Genomic DNA, 19,508 nt, shown 5'->3' on the forward strand with positions numbered 1-19,508 from the left:
CGTAAATCCTTTTTCATGCTGGGTTGGCAGGCAGACTGCCATTAACTATATCAGCGCGACAGGGCTTGTCAGCGTGATGGCCATCAACCGCCGAGGAAGGCGTATGCCGGCTTGCGCGGTACGAAGGGGCGGTAGAAGGCCAGCATCCGCCCCAGGTCGGCCGCTTCGTCGCCGCTGGGCCAGAACGGCTCGCCGATGACGATGCGCCGGTTGCCGTAGTCCAGCGCGGCCAACACCACCGGAACCCCGGCGCCGCGGGCGATGTGGTAGAAGCCCATCTTCCAGCGCTCGACCTTCTTGCGCGTGCCCTCGGGGGAGATGATCAACATCATCTCGCGGCTGTCGCGGAAGGCCTGCACCGCCTGGTCCACGGTGTTCAGCTTGAGGTGGCGCCGGATCGGGATGCCGCCCCAGCGCCGCAACAGGCCGCCGAACGGCCGGCGGAACAGGGTGTGCTTGGCGAACCAGCGGGCGTTCAGGCGCAGCACGAACTTGGCCGCCAGGAACAGCATGAAATCCCAGTTGGAGGTGTGGTGCGCGCCTATCACCACGAACTTGTCCAGGGCCGGCAGCGCGCCTTCGATGCGCCAGCCGGCGGCTTTCAGCATGCTGCGGCCGAGCCACTCGGCGAAGGGGTTGGGGGCAGGTAGTTGCCGGACATCGATGGACCTTCTTGTTGTTATGGGTGCAGGGGCATGGTTCGCGAGCAAGCTCGCTCCTACAGACGGCCGCTCTTCGCGAACCGCCCAATAGCAATAGCGGAAAAGCGCCCGCTCAGCGTTGGCAGCGCGGACAGTAGACGCTGGCGCGCTGGCCCAGGCGCACCTCGCGCAGGGTGCCGCCGCAGACCTTGCAGAACTCCCCGCCGCGGCCGTAGACGAACAGCTCCTGCTGGAAGTAGCCCGGCTGGCCGTCGCCGCCGACGAAGTCGCGCAGGGTGGTGCCGCCGCGCTCGATGGCGATGGCCAGGATGCGCTTGATCTCCTCGGCCAGCTTCAGGTAGCGCGCCCGCGAGATGCTCCCGGCCTCGCGGCGCGGGTCGATGCCGGCGGCGAACAGCGCCTCGGTGGCGTAGATGTTGCCCACCCCGACCACCACGGCGTTGTCCATGATGAACGGCTTGACCGCCATGCTGCGGCCGCGGGACAGCTGGAACAGGCGCTCGCCCTCGAAGGCGTCGGTCAGCGGCTCCGGGCCCAGGTGGCGCAGCAACTCGTGCTCCAGCGGCGCCTGGCTCCAGAGCAGCGCGCCGAAGCGCCGCGGGTCGGTGTAGCGCAGCGCCAGGCCCGACTCCAGCTCGATGTCCACGTGCTCGTGCTTGGCCGCCGCCAGCCCGCATTCCACCAGGCGCAGGCTGCCGGACATGCCCAGGTGGCTGATCAGCGTGCCCGCCTCGGCCTCCAGCAGCAGGTACTTGGCCCGCCGCCCCACGCTCAGGATGCGCTGCCCGGACAGGCGCACGTCCAGGTCCTCGGGCACCGGCCAGCGCAGGCGCCGGTCGCGGACGACCACACGGCTGACGCGCTGGCCTTCGAGATAGGGCGCGATGCCCCGGCGGGTGGTTTCGACTTCGGGTAATTCAGGCATGGAAAGTCACGGCGATGATGATCGGTCTGTAGGCGCAAGCTTGCTCGCGAACCGCTTCGCTTGCCAGTAGGAGCTGGCCCTGCCCGCGAAATCGCGCGCAGGGCGCGCTCCTACAGGGGAATGGCGCGGAGGCGTGGCGTAGGAGCGGATCTTATCCGCGAATCGCGCCGGTGTGTCCGGCTATCGCGGACAAGGTCCGCTCCTACGGGAAGCGATTTCGCGCGCAGGGCGCGTGAAATCAATCCAGCGCGCGGGCCAGCTGGATCAGCTCGTCGCGCCAGGCGGCCGCCTTCGGCAGGGCCAGGAAGGAGCCGTTCAGGTAATCCTCGCGGGCCTCGTAGGTGAAGGCCTCGCCGCGCAGGTCCAGCACTTCGCCGCCGGCGCCTTCCAGTACGCCCTGGGCCGCGGCGGTGTCCCACTGCGAGGTGGGCGCCAGGCGCGGGTAGCAGTCGGCCGCGCCCTCGGCGAGCAGGCAGAACTTCAACGAGCTGCCGATGTTGGCCAGCGTCAGGTCGCCGAAGCGCTCGCCCAGGCCGGCCAGCAGGCGCTCCTGGGCCGGGCTGGAGTGGCGCTTGCTGGCCACCACGGTGAAGGCTTCGGCGGGCGCGTTGCGCACGCTGATCGGTTCCGGCGCGCCGCCCGCGTCCTGGCGCCAGGCGCCCAGACTGGCGCCGCCGTGGTAGCAGCGGCCGGTGGCCGGCACGCCCACCACGCCGAACAGCACCTTGCCGTGCTCGATGAGGGCGACGTTGACGGTGAATTCCTCGCTGCCGGCGATGAACTCCTTGGTGCCGTCCAGCGGATCGACCAGCCACCAGCGCGACCACTGGCGGCGCTCGGCCAGGGCGATGGCGCAGTCCTCCTCGGACAGCACCGGCACTTCCGGCGCCAGCGCCCGCAGGCCCTCTTCCAGCACACGGTGGGCGGCCAGGTCGGCGGCGGTCACCGGCGAGGCATCGGCCTTCACGTCGACTTTCAGTTCGCTGCGCCAGAACGGCAGGATGACGTCGCCGGCGCGCTGTACCAGCGCCACGACGGATGGAATCAGGTCTTGCATCAGAGCTGCAGCTCCCCACGCTGGGTCAGGATATCGCGCACCAGGTAGAGCGCGGCCAGGGCGCGGCCTTCGCTGAAGGCGGCGTTCTGCGCCAGGCTCGACAGCTCGCGCAGGTTGATGCGGTCCACCCGCAGCGGCTCAGGCTCGTCGCCCGGCAGGCTTTCGGGGTAGAGGTCGCGGGCCAGCACCACCTGGATGCGCTGGCTCATGTAGCCCGGCGACAGCGACAGCTCGGTGATGTGCTCCAGCCGCCCGGCGCCGTAGCCGGCTTCTTCCTTCAGCTCGCGGTTGGCCGCGGCCAGCACGTCCTCGCCCGGCTCCACCAGCCCCTTGGGCAGCGACAGCTGGTACTCGTCGACGCCGGCGCAGTATTCCTCCACCAGCACCGCGTGCTCGGCGTCCAGCAGCGCCACCACCATCACCGCGCCGTAGCCCTGGCCCTTGCCCACCAGGCGCTCGTAGGTCCGCTCGACGCCGTTGGCGAAGCGCAATTGCAGCTCTTCGACTGCGAACAGGCGGCTCTTGGCGACGATCTCGCGGGCGAGCACCTCGGGTTTCTGACGCATGGGACGACTCCTGGGGCGGGTCCGGGTGGGCTATGATACCCGCCTTTTCCGATAATCCGTGCCGAACCTTGCGCCCCGGCGGCGACAGGGCGGCACTTCGCGACAGGGCAGAGCATGCCACGCCTGGACTGGGCCGGGATCGACAGCGTATTGCTGGACATGGACGGCACCCTTCTCGACCTGCACTTCGACAACCATTTCTGGCTGCAGCACCTGCCGCAGCGCTACGCCGAGCACCACGGCATCAGCCGCGAGCAGGCCGACGCCGAGCTGCTGCCGCTGTTCCGCGACAACGCCGGGCAGCTCAACTGGTATTGCCTGGACTTCTGGAGCCGCGAACTGAGGCTGTCGGTCCGCGACCTCAAGCGCGAGGTGGCGCACCTGATCGCCCTGCGCCCGGACGCCGACACCTTCCTCGCCGCATTGCGCGGCGCCGGCAAGCGCGTGGCGCTGATCACCAACGCGCACCGCGATTCGCTGTCGCTGAAGCTGGAACGGGTGGAGCTGGCGCCCTGGTTCGACCGCCTGATCAGCTCCCACGACTACGGCTTCCCCAAGGAAGACCAGCAGTTCTGGCAGGCCCTGCACGCCGACTTCGGCTTCGAGCCGGCGCGCAGCCTGTTCATCGACGACAGCCTGCCGATCCTGCGCAGCGCCCGCACCTTCGGCATCGCCCACCTGCTGGCGGTACGCCAGCCGGACAGCCGCCAGGGCGCAAAGGACACCGCGGAATTCGCGGCGGTGGACGACTATCGCAGCCTGATCGAGGGGCTTTAAGAGCGGCTACAGGCTGCAGGCCGCAGGCTACAGGCAAAAGCCCAGCTCGCTCTTCGCCTGCAGCCTGCCGCCTGAAGCCTGCCGCCGCTTTTATTCCGGAATCCGCAGCACCTGCCCCGGGTAGATCTTGTCCGGGTGGCTGAGCATCGGTTTGTTGGCCTCGAAGATCTTCATGTAGGCGTTGGCGTTGCCGTACTCGGCCTTGGCGATGGCGCTCAGGGTGTCGCCCTTCTTCACCGTCACGAAGCGCGCCTCCGGCGCCGCCTGGGCCACGGTGATGCTGTCCTCCACGCCGGCCACGCCCTCGACGTTGCCCAGCGCCAGGAGGATCTTCTCCTTCTCTTCCTGGCTGGCCGCCTCGCCGCTGACGATCACCTTGTCGCCCTCGACGCTGACCTGGATGTTCGGGTTGCCCAGGCCGACCTTGGCCACGTGCTCCTTCAGCGACTCGGCGGCCTGCGCCTTGTCGCCCAGCAGGCCGCCCAGCAGCTTCTCGCCGGCTTCCTTAACGAATGACAGAATGCCCATGTCCTTTCTCCTTGCGATTAGAGTTCCTGCGGCCGGCTCAGGGCTGACCGCGCCGCCAGGAAGTCTAGACGCCAGCGCCGGGGGCAACGATAGGAGCCGTCCGAAAGCCGCCGGCCGCCGACGAAAAGCCCGCGACGGTCGCCGCGGCGCCGTGATAGATGGCGTCGATCAAGGCATTGGCACTACCGATTAGACGCTCCCGCGGCGGGGCCCTAGGCTGGCGTCACTATTCCAATACAGGGCCCCAGCCCATGCCTTGCCAGCCCCAATGCCCGGCGCCCGCGGATGCCACGGCCCGCGGCGCCTATGCCTACGCCGAACTGGGCGCCGAGCCCGCTTCCGACCGCGCCGAGCTGGCCGAGGAGGTGGCCCTGGCGATCGCCTACAACGGCCTGAGCCAGGCCGTGATGATGACCTCCCCCGAGGACATCGAGGACTTCATCCGCGGCTTCAGCCTGAGCGCCGGCCTGGTCGAGTCCATCGACGACATCTATGACATCCGCCTGAACCGCTTCGCCGAGGCCGTCAGCGCCGAGGTGCAGATATCGAGCCGGGCCTTCTGGGCGCTCAAGCAGCAACGCCGGCGCCAGGCCGGCACCAGCGGCTGCGGCCTGTGCGGCGTGGAGGCGCTCGAGCAGGCACTGCCCGAACTGCGTCCGCTGGAGCCGGCGCCGCTGCCGCCGGCGGCCCACCTGCTGGGCCTGCGCCAGCGCATCGACCAGGTGCAGAAGCTGGCGCGGCGCAGCGGCGCGCTGCATGCGGCGCTCCATGTCGACGGCGCCGGCCAGGTCGCCCTCTGCCGCGAGGACATCGGCCGGCACAACGCCCTCGACAAGCTGATCGGCGCGCTCAAGCGGCGGCGCCTGGACTGCCGCGACGGCTTCGCCGTGGTCACCAGCCGCTGCAGCCTGGAGCTTATCCACAAGGCCGTGCGCGCCGGCATAGCCACCCTGGTCAGCCTGTCCGCGCCCACCGCGCTCACCGTCGAGTGGGCGCGCCGGCACCGGCTGAACCTGATCCACCTCCCCCATCACAACGCGCCGCGGGTCTACAGCCCGGCGCCGGCCTCCCACTGACGCCCGACATCCCGATGAGCCTGCAACCGATCAACCCCCGTTACCAACCCTACAAGGGCCCGGCCGCCGGCTGGGGCGCGCTGATCAGCGTCACGCGCTTCTGGCTGGACAGCAAGCAGCCGTTCAAGAACCTGCGCGCGCTGCTCAAGACCAACCAGAACGGCGGCTTCGACTGCCCCGGCTGCGCCTGGGGCGACTCCCCCGAGGACGGCCGGGTGAAGTTCTGCGAGAACGGCGCCAAGGCAGTGAACTGGGAAGCCACCAAGCGCCGCGTGGACGCCGCCTTCTTCGCCCGCCACAGCGTCAGCGCACTGCGCCAGCAGAGCGACTACTGGCTGGAGTACCAGGGCCGGCTGACCGAGCCGATGCGCTACGACCGCGCCAGCGACCGCTACGTGCCGGTCGGCTGGGACGAGGCCTTCGCCCTGGTGGCGAAACACCTGCACAGCCTGGAAAGCCCCGACCAGGCCGAGTTCTACACCTCCGGCCGGGCCAGCAACGAGGCGGCCTTCCTCTACCAGCTGTTCGTCCGCGCCTTCGGCACCAACAACTTCCCGGACTGCTCGAACATGTGCCACGAGGCCAGCGGCGTGGCCCTGGGGCAGAGCGTCGGGGTCGGCAAGGGCACCGTCACCTTCGACGATTTCGAGCACGCCGACGCCATCTTCGTGTTCGGCCAGAACCCCGGCACCAACCACCCGCGCATGCTCGAACCACTGCGCGAGGCGGTGAAGCGCGGCGCCCAGGTGGTGGCCTTCAACCCGCTCAAGGAGCGCGGCCTGGAACGCTTCCAGCATCCGCAACACGCCCTGGAGATGCTGACCAACGGTTCCGAACCGCTGAACACCGCGTTCTTCCGCCCCGCCCTGGGCGGCGACATGGCCGCCGTGCGCGGCATGGCCAAGTTCCTCCTGCAGTGGGAGCGCGAGGCCCAGGCCAAGGGCGAGCCGGCGGTGTTCGACCACGCCTTCATCGCCGAACACACCCACGGCGTCGAGGCCTACCTGGCCGAACTGGATGCCACCGCCTGGGACGCCATCGAGCGCCAGTCGGGCCTGAGCCTGGCCGAGATCGAGGCGGCGGCGGCCATGTACCGCCGCGCCGAGCGCGTCATCATGTGCTGGGCCATGGGCCTGACACAGCACCGCCATTCGGTGCCGACCCTCCAGGAAGTGGTCAACCTGCAACTGCTACGCGGCAACATCGGCCGGCCCGGCGCCGGCCTGTGCCCGGTGCGCGGCCACAGCAACGTGCAGGGCGACCGCACCATGGGCATCAACGACCGGCCGCCGGCGGCGCTGCTCGACGCCCTGGAGAAGCGCTTCGCCTTCAAGGTGCCGCGGCACAATGGCCACAACACCGTAGAGGCCATCAACGCCATGCTCGAAGGCCAGGCCAGGGTCTTCATCGGCCTGGGCGGCAACTTCGCCCAGGCCACGCCGGACAGCCCGCGCACCCACAGCGCCCTGCAGCGCTGCGCGCTGACCGTGCACATCAGCACCAAGCTCAACCGCAGCCACCTGACCTGCGGCGAGGACGCGCTGATCCTGCCCTGCCTGGGCCGCACCGACATCGACCGCCAGGCCGGCGGCCCGCAGGCGGTGACCGTGGAAGACTCCTTCAGCATGCTCCACGCCTCCTACGGCCAGCTGGAGCCTCTGTCGGCGCAGATGCGCTCGGAACCGGCGATCATCGCCGGCATGGCCAAGGCCACCCTGGGCGACCACCCGGTGGACTGGGACGCGCTGATCGCCGACTACGACCGCATCCGCGAGCTGATCGCCGACACCATCCCCGGCTTCGCCGACTTCAACCAGCGGCTGAAGCACCCCGGCGGCTTCTACCTGGGCAACGCGGCCAGGGAGCGGCGCTGGAACACCGCCAGCGGCCTGGCCAACTTCAGTGCCGCGCCGCTACCCGAGGACCTGCTGCCGGAACAGGTGCGCCGCACCGGCGAGCGCCCCCACCTGATCCTCCAGACACTGCGCTCCCACGACCAGTACAACACCACCATCTACGGCCTGGACGACCGCTACCGCGGCGTGCGCGGCCAGCGCGAGGTGGTCTTCGCCAACGAGGCGGACATCCGCCGGCTGGGCTTCGAGCCCGGGCAGAAGGTGGACATGGTTTCGCTGTGGGACGACGGCGTGGAACGGCGGGTCAGCGGCTTCACCCTGCTGGCCTTCGACATCCCCGCGGGCCAGGCGGCCGCCTACTACCCGGAGACCAACCCGCTGGTGCCGCTGCAGAGCCACGGCGAGGGCAGCTTCACCCCGACCTCGAAGTTCGTCGCGGTACGCCTGGAAAACGCCCGGGACGACGGCCGCATCCTCTGAAGCCGGGGCAAACCATGAGCGGATGGCAACGAAGGCTCATCCGCCCTGCGCGTTCGTCCGGAAAATTCGATGGGAAGGTCCGAGGCCGGCCTGAGGTTTTCGAGTGCGCCTCATCGCGTGAAATGCCATCATTGCAACAGCACTTTGTGTGAATAACACGCGAAATTCATACCCTCGGAATGTCATTCAGACAGCCCGAAATAGAAAAAGTTCTGTCCTTAAATCAAATACTTGCATTTTTTGATGAAAGTCGCGTCACTCGTCGGCAGAGGCTTGTAAGCCTTGTCACGCAACAGCAGCATCGGCGCCAACATCCACACAGAGAACCTCTCTATGAAGTACTCCTCGATGCTCCTGTTGTCTCTTGCGCTGGTCGGTGGTTCCGCCTTCGCGGACGGCGACACCCGTGCCGGCGTCGGTGGCGCCCTGGGCGGGGTATTGGGTACCGTCGTCGGCCAGGCGGTCGGCGGCAGCACCGGCGCAGCCATTGGCGCCGGTGTCGGTGGCGCGGCCGGCGGTGCGGTCGGCGCCCGCCATGGCAACAAGACCGAAGCGGCCATCGGCGGCGGCCTCGGCGCAGCCGGCGGCCAGGTCATCGGCAACAAGATCGGCGGCAGCACCGGCGGCCTGATCGGCGCGGCCCTGGGCGGCGGCGGCGGTGGCGCGCTGGGCAACCACTATGCCGACAGCAACCGCCACGACGATGACGACGACTACCGCGGCTACCGCCGCGCCCGCTACGACGACCGTCGCCACTGGCATGACAATGGCCGTCATCGCGGCTGGTACAAGCACCATCGCCGCCACAAGCACTGGGATTGACCCAGGGCAGGCGCCCCGCGATAAACCCTGCAGCTCAGCCGGACACCCTTGTCCGGCTGTTTTGCGTTCGGAACAATGCTTCCGACGCTCCCTCTCTGAAAGGTTAGAACATGCGCAAGACTCTCTCGGCCCTGGCCCTCGGCCTGGTCGCCAGCCAGTACGCCCTGGCCGGCGACAACACCAACGCGGCGGTCGGTAGCGGCCTGGGCGGTGCCCTGGGCAACGTCGTCGGCGGCGCCCTGGGCGGCAGCACCGGCGCGGCCATCGGCGCCGGCGTCGGCGGTGCGGCCGGCGGCGCCGTGGGCGCCAAGGATGGCAAGAAGACCGAGGCCGCCATCGGCGGCGGCCTGGGCGCAGCCGGCGGCTCGGTGCTGGGCAACAAGGTCGGCGGCTCCACCGGCGCGGCCATCGGCGCCGGCCTGGGCGGCGCAGCCGGCGGCGCGGTGGGCAGCTCGCTGGCCGATGACGACGACCACCACGACAGCGGCCACAAGCACAAACACAAGCGCAAGCATAAGCACCGCGACTGAGCCATCGGTCGCTCGGGCAAGACAAAAACGCCGTTTCCTCCATAGGGGGAAACGGCGTTTTTCATGGTGCCTGGCGCCCCTGACCGTAGCGGATCTGTGCCGGCTGCGCCGCCCAGGCCCGCACCGATGGCCGCGCCGGGGTGCTCTTCGTAGGATGGGTTGAGCCTTGGCGAAACCCATGCGGCCATGGCGATGGGTATCGCTTCGCTCAACCCATCCTACGGGGCGCCGTGTTTGAACCGTCGCCGGGCTGCTCTTCGTAGGAGCTTGCTCGCGAACAGGTTCCGCAGCGGGGGCTCATTCGCGAGCAAGCTCGCTCCTACGAGAGGCCGTGCCTGCCGCTGCGCGCTCCTGCAGGAATATGACGAGACCTGGCCTCAGCCGACCAGCAGCGCCTGCATAGCCTCGCGCAGGCCGGCGGGAATCGGCACCGGGCGGTTGCTCGCGCGTTCGACGAAGACGTGCACGAAGCGCCCGGCGGCGCAGGCCAGTTCCTCGCCCTCGCGGAACACCGCCAGTTCGTACTGCACCGAGCTGCTGCCCAGCTTGCCGACGCGCAGGCCGACCTCGATGCGCTCGGGGAAGGCCACCGGGGCGAAGTAGTCGCAGCTGGAGCTGACCACGAAGCCGACCACCTCGCCGTCGTGGATGTCCAGCCCGCCCCGCTCGATCAGGTAGGTGTTCACCGCGGTGTCGAAGAAGCCGTAGTAGGTCACGTTGTTCACGTGGCCGTAGACGTCGTTGTCGTGCCAGCGCGTGGTGATCGGCTGGAAGTGCCGGTAGTCGGCGCGGCTGGGGTGTTCGCTCATGTCGTCCTCAGTAGGCGGCGCGGTAGATCGCCAGGGCATCGGCCTCGCCGACCTCGCGCGGGTTGTTGACCAGCAGGCGTTGCTGCTGCATGGCGTCGCTGGCCAGCACGACCAGCGTGTGCTCCGGCACGCCGGCATCGCGCAGCCGCGAAGGCAGGCCGCAGCGGGGGCTGAGGGCCGCCAGTTCGTCGATGAACTGCTCGACCAGGCCGTCGCGGTCGCCGGCGCGCAGACGCTCGCCAAGCAGCAACGGCGCCAGCTCCGCGTACAGCGCAGCGGCGGCCGGCGCATTGAAGCGCATCACCTCCGGCAGCACCAGGGCATTGGACAGGCCGTGGGGAATGTGGAAGTGCCCGCCCAGCGGGTAGGCCAGGGCGTGCACCGCCGCCACCGGCGCGTTGGCGAAGGCCTGGCCGGCCAGGCAGGCGCCCAGCAGCATGGCCTGGCGCGCCTCGCGGTTGGCGCCGTGGTGCACCACCGTATCGAGGTTCTGCGCCAGCAGGCGCAGGGCCTCGCGGGCCAGCAGGTCGGACAGCGGGTTCTTCTTCAGCTTGCTGGTATAGGCCTCGATGGCGTGGACCATGGCGTCGATGCCGGTGGCGGCGGTCACCGCCGGCGGCAGGCCGAGGGTCAGGTCGGCATCGAGCAGGGCCAGGTCCGGCAGCAGGTGCGGGCTGACCACGCCGCTCTTGGTGGTGGCGCCGGTGGTGACGATGGCGATGGGGGTGACTTCCGAACCGGTGCCAGCGGTGGTCGGCACCTGGATCAGCGGCAGCCGCGGGCCGCGGGCATTGCCCACGCCGAACAGCTCCGGCAGGGCCTGGGTCGCCTGCGGGTGGGCCAGCAGCGCCACCAGCTTGGCCACGTCCATGGAACTGCCGCCACCGAAACCGACGACCAGTTGCGCGCCCATCTCCAGCGCCTGCATGGCGGCCTGCAGGACCACGGCCTCCGGCGGGTCCGCCAGCACCTGGTCGAACACCTGCACCGCCACCCCGGCGGCGGCGAACCCCGGCAGCACCTCGTCGAGCAAGCCCAGGCGGGTGATGCCGGGGTCGCTGACGATGAGCACGCGCGCGGCACCGCGCTCCCGGCAAAGCGCGCCGAGGCGGGCGGCGGAGCCGCTCTCGCAGAGGATCTGCGCGGTGGTGGCGAAGCTGAAAGGCTGCATGACGTTTCCCCATTGTTATCGTTGTACAGCGGAAAGGGCATGGCGCGCCGCGACCTTCGCTCAGGGCACGGCACAAGTGCATCGGGGCCGTCCGGACGGCGACGGGCGATCGGGCCAGCATAGCAAGGCGTGGCGATCAGGCGGAACCTTGTATCGCTATGCGGAATGAAGCACTACCAATCGAATGGATAAGCGCACCGGCGGGCGGTATCTACGAAGAGCACAGCACCTTGGCGCGATTGAAAACAACATAGGAGCAGACCTTGTCCGCGATAGCCGGACATCCCGGCGCGGTTCGCGGATGAGATCCGCTCCTAGAATCCGCTCCCGCGCCATTCCCATGTAGGAGCGCGCCCTGCGCGCGAAATCGCGGACGGAATCCGCTCCTGGGGAAGGACGGAACGGGAAGAAGACCCCCGCCACATGGGCGGGGCGGAGAGGCAAGCGGTCAGACGGCGACGGGCGCCTTGATGTGCGGATGGGCTTCGTAGCCGACCAGTTCGAAGTCCTCGAAGCGGAAGTCGAACAGGTCCTTCACCGCCGGGTTGAGCTTCATGGTCGGCAGCGCCAGCGGCTCGCGGGTCAGCTGCAGGTCGGCCTGCTCCAGGTGGTTGGCGTACAGGTGGCAGTCGCCGCCGGTCCAGATGAAGTCGCCCGGCTGCAGGCCGGCGACCTGCGCCACCATCAGCGTCAGCAGGGCGTAGCTGGCGATGTTGAAGGGCACGCCGAGGAAGATGTCCGCCGAACGCTGGTACAGCTGGCAGCTGAGCTTGCCGTCGGCGACGTAGAACTGGAACAGCGCGTGGCACGGCGGCAGGGCCATCTCGTCGATCAGCGCCGGGTTCCAGGCCGAGACGATCAGCCGGCGCGAGTCCGGGTTGTTCTTCAGCATCGTCATCAGGTTGGCGATCTGGTCGATGTGGCGGCCGTCGGGCGCCGGCCAGGAGCGCCACTGGTAGCCGTAGACCGGGCCCAGCTCGCCGTTCTCGTCGGCCCATTCGTCCCAGATGGAGACGCCGTTTTCCTTCAGGTAGGCGATGTTGGTCGAACCCTTGAGGAACCACAGCAGCTCGTGGACGATCGATTTCAGGTGGCACTTCTTGGTGGTCACCAGGGGGAAGCCTTCGCCCAGGTCGAAGCGCATCTGATGGCCGAACACGCTGTAGGTGCCGGTGCCGGTACGGTCGCTCTTGAAGGTGCCGTGCTCGCGCACGTGGCGCATCAGGTCGAGGTACTGTTTCATGGAAAACCCGTGTCGTAGAGAGGTCCGCGAGGCACGCCGGAGGTTCGGCGCGGGCGCATTCGCCCTGCAGAATCGCGAGATGCCGCAATACTAAGGGGCAGGCCCGCGTATCGCCACCCTTGGTTGGCGCGCGCCGACGATAAGCCAGAAGGCCGGGCACGACCCGGCCCGCGACACCGTGATCCCTCCGCGGCCCCGGGCCGCCGCTGCCTGTTGAACGAGAGGTCCGCATGCCAGACCAGCCACGCTTTTCCCTGTCCCGCCGGCGCCTGCTGGCCATGGCCTGCGGCGGCGCCGTGGCCGGCGGCCTGCTGCTGGGCCCTGCGGCCCTGGCCTGGGCCGCGCTGACGCCCCAGGCCGAAGCGGAACTGGCGATCTTCATGACGCTGTCGCAGCGCCTGACCGGCCGCAGCAACCTCGACGAGCGCATCGGCCAGCGCCTGTACCTGGCCCTGGCGCAGCGCGACACCGCCCTCGCCCAGAGCCTGGGCGAGCTGCAGGCGCGCCTGGGCGACGGCCCGCAGCGCTGGGGCGAACGCCAGCAGTGGCTGGCCCGGCAGATCCTCGCCGCCTGGTACCTGGGCTACGTCGGCGAGGACGAGCGCCCCAGCCTGGTCACCTACGAGGGCGCCCTGATGTTCCGCGCCGTGGACGACGTGCTGCTGCCGCGCAGCTACTGCAGCAACCAGCCGGGCTTCTGGGCCGCGCAACCGGTCGAGCGGGGGGCCTGAGCATGGCCGACACGCAAAGCGCCGACTACGTGGTGGTCGGCTCCGGCGTCGCCGGCGCCCTGGTCGCCCACCAGTTGGCCCTGGCCGGCAAGGACGTGCTGATCCTCGAGGCCGGCCCGCGGCTGTCGCGCTGGGAGATCGTCGAGCGCTTCCGCAACCAGGCCGACAAGTCCGACAACCAGGCGCCCTACCCATCCATGGCCCACGCACCGCACCCGCAGTACCACCCGGACAACCACTACCTGGTGCAGAAGGGCGAGCACCCCTACGACGTGCAGTACCTGCGCGTGGTCGGCGGCACCACCTGGCACTGGGCGGCCTCGGCCTGGCGCTTCCTGCCGGCCGACTTCAGGCTGCGCAGCCTGTACGGCGTGGGCCGCGACTGGCCTATCGAATATGCCGAGCTGGAGCCCTGGTACCAGCGCGCAGAACAGGCCCTCGGCGTCTGGGGCCCGGCCGACGAGGACCTGGGCTCGCCGCGCAGCCAGCCCTACCCCATGGCGCCGCTGCCGCTGTCGTGGAACGAGCAGCGGGTGAAGGACGTGCTCAACGCCAACGGCTACCGCGTGGTCACCGAGCCGGTGGCCCGCAACAGCCGCCCCTACGACCAGCGGCCGACCTGCTGCGGCAACAACAACTGCATGCCGATCTGCCCGATCGGCGCCATGTACAACGGCATCGTCCACGTCGAGAAAGCCGAGGCCGCCGGCGCCCGGCTGATGGACAACAGCGTGGTGTTCCAGCTGGAAAAGGGCGATGGCGGGCGCCTGGTCGCGGCCCTCTGCAAGGACCCGCAGGGCAACGAGACGCGGGTGGAGGGCAAGGTCTTCGTGCTCGCCGCCAACGGCGTGGAGACACCCAAGCTGATGCTGATGTCCGAGGTCGGCAACGCTTCGGGCATGGTCGGCCGCAACCTCATGGACCACCCCGGCACCGCGGTGCGCTTCTATGCCAGCGAGAAGCTCTGGCCCGGACGCGGGCCGCAGGAGATGACCTCGATGGTCGGCTTCCGCGACGGCGCCTTCCGCAGCCAGTACGCGGCGAAGAAGATCCACCTGTCCAACCTCTCGCGGGTCGACCAGGTGGCCGCCGAGCTGATCCGCCAGGGCCCGCTGCTGCTCGGCCGCGAACTGGAGGCGCAGATCCGCGAGCGGGCCGCGCGCTTCGTGCGCTTCGACAGCTTCCACGAGATCCTGCCGCGCCCGGAGAACCGCATCCTGCCCAGCGCCAGCGAGCGCGACGCCCTGGGCATCCCCAAGCCGGAGTTCACCTACGCCATGGACGACTACGTGCGCCGCAGCGCGGCGCACACCCGCGAGGTCTACGCCCATGCCGCCCGGCTGCTCGGCGGCAGCGAGGTGCAGTTCGAGGACAGCTTCGCCAACAACAACCACATCGCCGGTACCGCGCTGATGGGCGACGACCCCGCCGACTCGGTGGTGGACCGCGACTGCCGCAGCCACGACCACCCCAACCTGTTCCTCGCCGGCAGCGCGGTGATGCCCACGGTGGGCTCGGTGAACTGCACCCTGACCCTCGCCGCCCTCGCCCTGCGCCTGGCCGAGCGCCTGAAAGGGGAGGCCTGAGCATGTCCGCCCGCCTGCTGGCCACCCTGCTCCTGCTGCCCTGCCTGGCCCGGGCCGCCCCGGCCCTTGACCCGGCGCCGGCAGAGCTGCTGCAGCGCGGCGAATACCTGGCCCGCGCCGGCGACTGCGCGGCCTGCCACACCGCCCCCGGCGGCCAGCCCTTCGCCGGCGGCCTGCCGCTGACCACCCCGCTGGGCGCGGTGTATTCCACCAACATCACCCCCGACCCGCGTACCGGCATCGGCGCCTACAGCTACGAGGATTTCGCCCGCGCCCTGCGCGAAGGCGTGGCCAAGGGCGGCCTGCACCTCTACCCGGCGATGCCCTACACCGCCTACGCCAAGATCGACGATACGGACATGCAGGCCCTCTACGCCTACTTCCTGCGCGGCGGCGTCGAGGCCGTGGCCCAGGCCAACCGCGACAGCGACATCCCCTGGCCACTGAACATGCGCTGGCCGCTGGCCCTCTGGAACGCGCTGTTCCACGACGACCGCCCCTTCCAGCCCAACCCGAAGCAGAGCGAGGCCTGGAACCGCGGCGCCTACCTGGTGCAGGGCCTGGCCCACTGCGGCACCTGCCACACCCCGCGCGGCCTGGCCTTCCAGGAGAAGGCGCTGGACGAAAAGGCCGCCGGCTACCTCTCCGGCGCCGCCCTGGGCGGCTGGTACGCCTACAACATCACCAGCGACACCCACAGCGGCATCGGCGGCTGGAGCGATGCCGAGCTGGCGCAGTACCTGCGCAGCGGCCGCCTGCCCGGCAAGGCCCAGGCCGCCGGGCCCATGGCCGAGGCCGTGGAACACAGCTTCCAGTACCTGCGGCCTGCCGACCTGCAGGCGATCGCCGGCTACCTGCGCAGCGTCAGGGCGGTCGGCGACGGCGAGCGCAAGCCGCGCTTCGCCTGGGGCGAGCCCGCCGACGACCTGGTGGCGCTGCGCGGCGAGGACTTCGACGCCCAGGCCCGCGACGACGGCGCCCGGCTGTTCCTCGGCAACTGCGCCAGTTGCCACGGCTGGAGCGGCCAGGGCACGAAGGACGCCTACTACCCCATGCTCAGCCGCAACACCACGGTGGGCGCACGGCAGCCGGACAACCTGGTGCAAGTCGTGCTCACCGGCGTACACCGCGAAAGCGCCGGGCAGGAGGTGTTCATGCCCGGCTTCGCCGGCGCCCTCGACGACCAGCAGATCGCCACCCTGGTCAACTACCTCACGGCGCAGTTCGGCAACCCGGCGGTGAAGGTGGACAGCGCCCGGGTCGCTGCCATCCGCCAGCCCTGAACCTGGCCTCACACTCAAGGGTGAAGCCGGCCACCCCCCGGCCGGGGGTTTGACATCCCCCCGGCTGTCACTGAAGCTGCTGCCACCGTGATACATGCCTGCCCGAACAACGGACGTCCGCATGCAGAAGCCTGCCAAGAAGAAAGACCGGAAAGGGGCCGCACCGGCCCACACCCCCTCCACCCCGCGCCTGGCGCGGAACCTGGCCACCGCGCTGGTCGCCGTGCTGTTGCTGGCCAGCGCCGCCGCCTGGTGGTACGTGGAACACAGCGCCCCGTCGCTGCCCATCGCGGCCCCGCCCGCGCCCCCGGCGAAGCCCGTGGTGGCCGAGGCACCGAAAGCCGGCTTCGTCGACGAGCAGCAATGCCAGGGCTGCCACCAGGGCCAGTTCCAGGATTGGCAGGGCTCGCACCACCACAAGGCGATGCAGGTGGCCAGCGAGGCCAACGTGCTGGGCGACTTCGCCGACGCGAAGTTCAAGGGCGAGGCCGAAAGCACCCGTTTCTTCCGCAAGGGCGGGGAGTTCTGGGTCAACACGCCCGGCGCCGACGGCAAGCCGGCGGACTTCAGGGTGGCCTACACCTTCGGCGTGGCCCCGCTGCAGCAGTACCTGCTGGAATACCCCGGCGGCCGCCTGCAGGCCCTGGGCGTGGCCTGGGATACCCAGAAGCACCGCTGGTTCGAACTCAACCCCGGGCAGCACGTCGACTTCAAGGACGAGCTGCACTGGACGCGCCCGACGCAGAACGCCAACTTCATGTGCATCGAGTGCCATACCACCGACTTCAAGCGCAACTTCGACGCCGACAAGAACGCCTTCGCCAGCCACTGGCAGAGCCTGGGCGTCGGCTGCCAGGCCTGCCACGGCCCGGCCTCGCGCCACCTGGAATGGGCGAAGAAGCCCGACGGCGACGCCAGCCGCGGCTTCGACAAGCCGCTGGGCGCCAGCACCGCCGCCAGCGAGCTGGTGGAGAACTGCGCGCGCTGCCACGCCCGCCGCGCGCCGCTGGGCGACGGCTTCCAGCACCGCCACCGGTTCATGGACGACTACCTGCCCAGCCTGCTGACCCGCGAGCTGTACCAGATCGACGGCAAGATCAAGGACGAGGTCTTCGAGTGGGGTTCCTTCACCCAGAGCAAGATGTTCGAGAAGGGCGTGAAGTGCACCGACTGCCACAATCCCCACAGCGGCCAGGTGAAGATCGCCGGCAACGGCCTCTGCCTGCAGTGCCACAACAAGGCCGGCAAGCCGGTGCGCCCGGGCATCGACGGCAAGGGCCTGCTGGCGAAGGACTACGACTCGCCCGAGCACCATCACCACGAACCCGGCACCCCGGGCGCGCAGTGCACCGCCTGCCACATGCCGGGCAAGTACTACATGGTCAACCACTACCGGCATGACCACAGCTTCAGCATCCCCGACCCGCAGCACGCGCAGAAGATAGGCGCGCCGGACGCCTGCATGGGCTGCCACCGCGACAGCGCCTCGAAGGTCGCCGAGCAGTTCCGCCTGTGGTACGCCAGCGACGCGAAGCAGCCCGGCAGCGTGCCGCGCTACGACGACACCCTGTGGAAGGCCCGCAACGGCCAGCCCGGCGCCTCGCGGGCGCTGCACCTGCTGCTGGCCAGCAACGAACTGCCGGCGATCCGCCGCGCCACCCTGCTCGCCGAACTGCCCGCCTACCCCAGCTCGCGCTCCCTGGAGCTGGCCAGCCAGGGCCTGCGGGACGCCGACCCACAGGTGCGCAACGCCGCCATAGGCGCGGTCGCCGCCCTGGCCGGCCCGCCGCGCCAGGCGCTGCTGCTGGCGCCGCTGCTGGACGACCCGCTGCGCGCCGTGCGCCTCTCCGCCACCTGGCAGCTGGCGCAACTGCCGCCGGAAGTGCGCGCCGGGCTGCAGGCGCCGCTGGCCAAGGGCCTGAAGGAGTACGAGGAAGTCCAGCTGAGCCTGGCCGAGCGCGCCGAGTCCAACCTCAACCGCGCCATGCTCTACCAGGTCACCGGCCGCGACGCCGAAGTGGAGCCGGCGCTGCGCGCGGCCCTGGTGCGCGACCCCGACTTCCTGCCGGCGCTGGTCAGCCTCTACCAGTGGCTGGAAGCCCGCCAGCGCCCCGACGAAGCCCGCCAGCTGCTGGACGGCGCGCTCAAGCGCCACCCGCAGTCGGGCCTGCTGCACCACGCCCTGGGCCTGGCGCTGATCCGCCAGGGCCAGCGCGATGCGGCGCTCAAGGAGCTGCAGGAGGCGGTGCGCCTGGCCCCGGACAGCGCGCAGTTCCGCTACATCCTGGCCATCGGCCTGCACGACAGCGGCCAGGCCGACGCCGCCTGCCGCCAGCTGGAGCAACTGCTGCAGCGCCAGCCGGCGAACCGCGACGCACGCCTGGCGCTGATCGCCTACCTGCGCGAGATCGGCCAGCTGGAGAAGGTGCAGATGCAACTGGCCGAGCTGGAACAGCAGAACCCCGACGACCCGGCGCTGAAAGGAGAATGACGGCACCGCTCGGAAGCGCCTGATTCCACCAGGCGCTCCGGAACTCGCCGGCGGGCAGGCACTCTGAGGGGACGCGAACGCAGTCACCCAAGGAGCACCCATGCGTATCCCCGGAGCGGCCCTGGCCGTCGCCCTGTCCACCCTTCCCTTCGCCGCCGCCCAGGCCGAAGACGCCGGCTTCTGGCGCGGCGTGCTGTCCACCGGCGCCACCACCGCCTCCAGCTACCTGACCAGCCGCGACGACCACAAGCTGGTCGGCCCGCTGGCCGACGACGCCGGCAGCTTCGTCGCCAGCGCCGGCGCCATCCGCGGCCCCTGGCTGGAAGCCGAACTGCAGCGCCTGCGCAGCGACTACCCGCAGTTGCAGCAGCGCAGCGACCTGGAGCTGGCCAGCGCGCTGCTGGCCGGCGAACGCTGAACGGCAATCCCCCGACACGCAAAAGAAAAGCCCGCGCCCCTCACGGGGCAGCGGGCTTCCCGATGCACTGGCTTCGGGCGTATTCGGCGATCAGGCTCTCGGCGGGTATCCCCAGGTTGCGGTGCAGCTTGCGGATCATCGGCAGCGTCAGGCTGCGCTTGCCGGACAGCACCTCGTAGACGCGGTTGGGCTGGCCGATGGAAGGGACCAGGTCCTTGACGGTCAGGCCACCCTGCTCCATGCGGAACTTGATGGCCTCGATGGGATGCGGCGCCTCGATGGGGTAATGCCTGGTCTCATAGGCCTCGACCAGCGTCAGCAGCACTTCGAAACGATCCCCCTCGGGCGTACCGGGTTCCGGCTCATTGTCGAAATACGCGGACAGCTCCTTCAGGCTGGCCTTGTAGTCTTCATGGGTGTGGATGGGTCGGATGTTCATGCCATCACTCCGGCAGGGAAACTCATTCAAACGCAATCCTCGCGCATCGGTCACCCAT

At 69.7% G+C, this 19,508-nt stretch carries 18 protein-coding genes and 1 pseudogene; 10 read left to right on the forward strand and 9 right to left on the reverse strand.

The window, feature by feature from the left end:
- Positions 1 to 83: 83 nt before the first annotated feature.
- The 4 genes and pseudogenes from PKO50_RS28775 to nudE all read right to left on the reverse strand — a co-directional run bounded on the left by PKO50_RS28775 (position 84) and on the right by nudE (position 3,210).
- Positions 84 to 661: pseudogene (locus PKO50_RS28775) on the reverse strand (lysophospholipid acyltransferase family protein).
- Positions 662 to 774: 113 nt separating this feature from the next.
- Entirely contained in the window at positions 775 to 1,587 is an 813-nt protein-coding gene (gene mutM / locus PKO50_RS28780) for a bifunctional DNA-formamidopyrimidine glycosylase/DNA-(apurinic or apyrimidinic site) lyase (RefSeq protein ID WP_109935085.1), read from the reverse strand.
- A 238-nt stretch (positions 1,588 to 1,825) separates the two neighbouring features.
- Positions 1,826 to 2,644 (reverse strand): 3'(2'),5'-bisphosphate nucleotidase CysQ, encoded by an 819-nt coding sequence (gene cysQ / locus PKO50_RS28785; RefSeq protein ID WP_109935084.1) that lies wholly within the window; start codon positions 2,642 to 2,644, stop codon positions 1,826 to 1,828.
- Positions 2,644 to 3,210 (reverse strand): ADP compounds hydrolase NudE, encoded by a 567-nt coding sequence (gene nudE / locus PKO50_RS28790; RefSeq protein WP_089390989.1) that lies wholly within the window; start codon positions 3,208 to 3,210, stop codon positions 2,644 to 2,646. The genes cysQ and nudE overlap by 1 nt, the downstream gene beginning before the upstream one ends.
- Before the next feature lie 114 nt (positions 3,211 to 3,324).
- Here nudE and yrfG point away from each other — a divergent pair, with 114 nt between their 5' ends.
- Entirely contained in the window at positions 3,325 to 3,987 is a 663-nt protein-coding gene (gene yrfG / locus PKO50_RS28795) for a GMP/IMP nucleotidase (protein ID WP_275627927.1), read from the forward strand.
- Between the two features lie 90 nt (positions 3,988 to 4,077).
- On the opposite strand, the gene lysM is transcribed toward yrfG, so the two are convergent.
- Positions 4,078 to 4,515 (reverse strand): peptidoglycan-binding protein LysM, encoded by a 438-nt coding sequence (gene lysM / locus PKO50_RS28800; protein ID WP_109935082.1) that lies wholly within the window; start codon positions 4,513 to 4,515, stop codon positions 4,078 to 4,080.
- Between the two features lie 251 nt (positions 4,516 to 4,766).
- On the opposite strand from lysM, the gene fdhD reads away from it, so the two are divergent.
- From fdhD to PKO50_RS28820, 4 genes are all read left to right on the forward strand, one after another.
- Positions 4,767 to 5,591, forward strand: a complete 825-nt coding sequence (gene fdhD, locus PKO50_RS28805) for a formate dehydrogenase accessory sulfurtransferase FdhD (RefSeq protein ID WP_109935081.1) — start codon at positions 4,767 to 4,769, stop codon at positions 5,589 to 5,591.
- Between the two features lie 14 nt (positions 5,592 to 5,605).
- Positions 5,606 to 7,927, forward strand: coding sequence for an FdhF/YdeP family oxidoreductase (locus tag PKO50_RS28810; RefSeq protein ID WP_109935080.1), 2,322 nt, complete (start codon positions 5,606 to 5,608; stop codon positions 7,925 to 7,927).
- Between the two features lie 333 nt (positions 7,928 to 8,260).
- Positions 8,261 to 8,749, forward strand: coding sequence for a hypothetical protein (locus tag PKO50_RS28815; protein ID WP_109935079.1), 489 nt, complete (start codon positions 8,261 to 8,263; stop codon positions 8,747 to 8,749).
- A 110-nt stretch (positions 8,750 to 8,859) separates the two neighbouring features.
- Positions 8,860 to 9,279: a glycine zipper domain-containing protein gene (locus PKO50_RS28820; protein WP_275627928.1), complete on the forward strand. Its 420-nt coding sequence runs from the start codon at positions 8,860 to 8,862 to the stop codon at positions 9,277 to 9,279.
- A 377-nt stretch (positions 9,280 to 9,656) separates the two neighbouring features.
- On the opposite strand, the gene PKO50_RS28825 is transcribed toward PKO50_RS28820, so the two are convergent.
- From PKO50_RS28825 to PKO50_RS28835, 3 genes are all read right to left on the reverse strand, one after another.
- On the reverse strand, positions 9,657 to 10,088 hold the full coding sequence (locus PKO50_RS28825; protein WP_109935077.1) for a thioesterase family protein: 432 nt from the start codon (positions 10,086 to 10,088) through the stop codon (positions 9,657 to 9,659).
- A gap of 7 nt (positions 10,089 to 10,095) precedes the next feature.
- On the reverse strand, positions 10,096 to 11,259 hold the full coding sequence (locus PKO50_RS28830) for an iron-containing alcohol dehydrogenase (RefSeq protein ID WP_275627929.1): 1,164 nt from the start codon (positions 11,257 to 11,259) through the stop codon (positions 10,096 to 10,098).
- A 448-nt stretch (positions 11,260 to 11,707) separates the two neighbouring features.
- Entirely contained in the window at positions 11,708 to 12,502 is a 795-nt protein-coding gene (locus tag PKO50_RS28835; RefSeq protein WP_275627930.1) for a thymidylate synthase, read from the reverse strand.
- Between the two features lie 230 nt (positions 12,503 to 12,732).
- Here PKO50_RS28835 and PKO50_RS28840 point away from each other — a divergent pair, with 230 nt between their 5' ends.
- The 5 genes from PKO50_RS28840 (at position 12,733) to PKO50_RS28860 (ending at position 19,011) form a co-directional block, all read left to right on the forward strand.
- A complete protein-coding gene (locus tag PKO50_RS28840; RefSeq protein ID WP_275627931.1) occupies positions 12,733 to 13,233 on the forward strand; it encodes a sugar dehydrogenase complex small subunit in 501 nt (166 codons plus the stop codon).
- A 2-nt stretch (positions 13,234 to 13,235) separates the two neighbouring features.
- On the forward strand, positions 13,236 to 14,819 hold the full coding sequence (locus tag PKO50_RS28845) for a GMC family oxidoreductase (RefSeq protein ID WP_275627932.1): 1,584 nt from the start codon (positions 13,236 to 13,238) through the stop codon (positions 14,817 to 14,819).
- Between the two features lie 2 nt (positions 14,820 to 14,821).
- The gene (locus PKO50_RS28850) at positions 14,822 to 16,102 is read left to right on the forward strand and encodes a cytochrome c (protein ID WP_275627933.1); all 1,281 of its coding nucleotides are present in this window, start codon (positions 14,822 to 14,824) and stop codon (positions 16,100 to 16,102) included.
- Positions 16,103 to 16,223: 121 nt separating this feature from the next.
- Entirely contained in the window at positions 16,224 to 18,593 is a 2,370-nt protein-coding gene (locus PKO50_RS28855; RefSeq protein ID WP_275627934.1) for a tetratricopeptide repeat protein, read from the forward strand.
- Positions 18,594 to 18,693: 100 nt separating this feature from the next.
- Complete coding sequence (locus PKO50_RS28860) at positions 18,694 to 19,011, forward strand: DUF2388 domain-containing protein (RefSeq protein ID WP_275627935.1); 318 nt, start codon at positions 18,694 to 18,696, stop codon at positions 19,009 to 19,011.
- A gap of 40 nt (positions 19,012 to 19,051) precedes the next feature.
- On the opposite strand, the gene PKO50_RS28865 is transcribed toward PKO50_RS28860, so the two are convergent.
- Entirely contained in the window at positions 19,052 to 19,450 is a 399-nt protein-coding gene (locus PKO50_RS28865) for a transcriptional regulator (RefSeq protein WP_275627936.1), read from the reverse strand.
- Between the last annotated feature and the right edge of the window lie 58 nt (positions 19,451 to 19,508).

Source organism: Pseudomonas sp. 273, assembly GCF_029201425.1.
GTDB classification, from domain to species: Bacteria; Pseudomonadota; Gammaproteobacteria; order Pseudomonadales; family Pseudomonadaceae; genus Pseudomonas; species Pseudomonas delhiensis.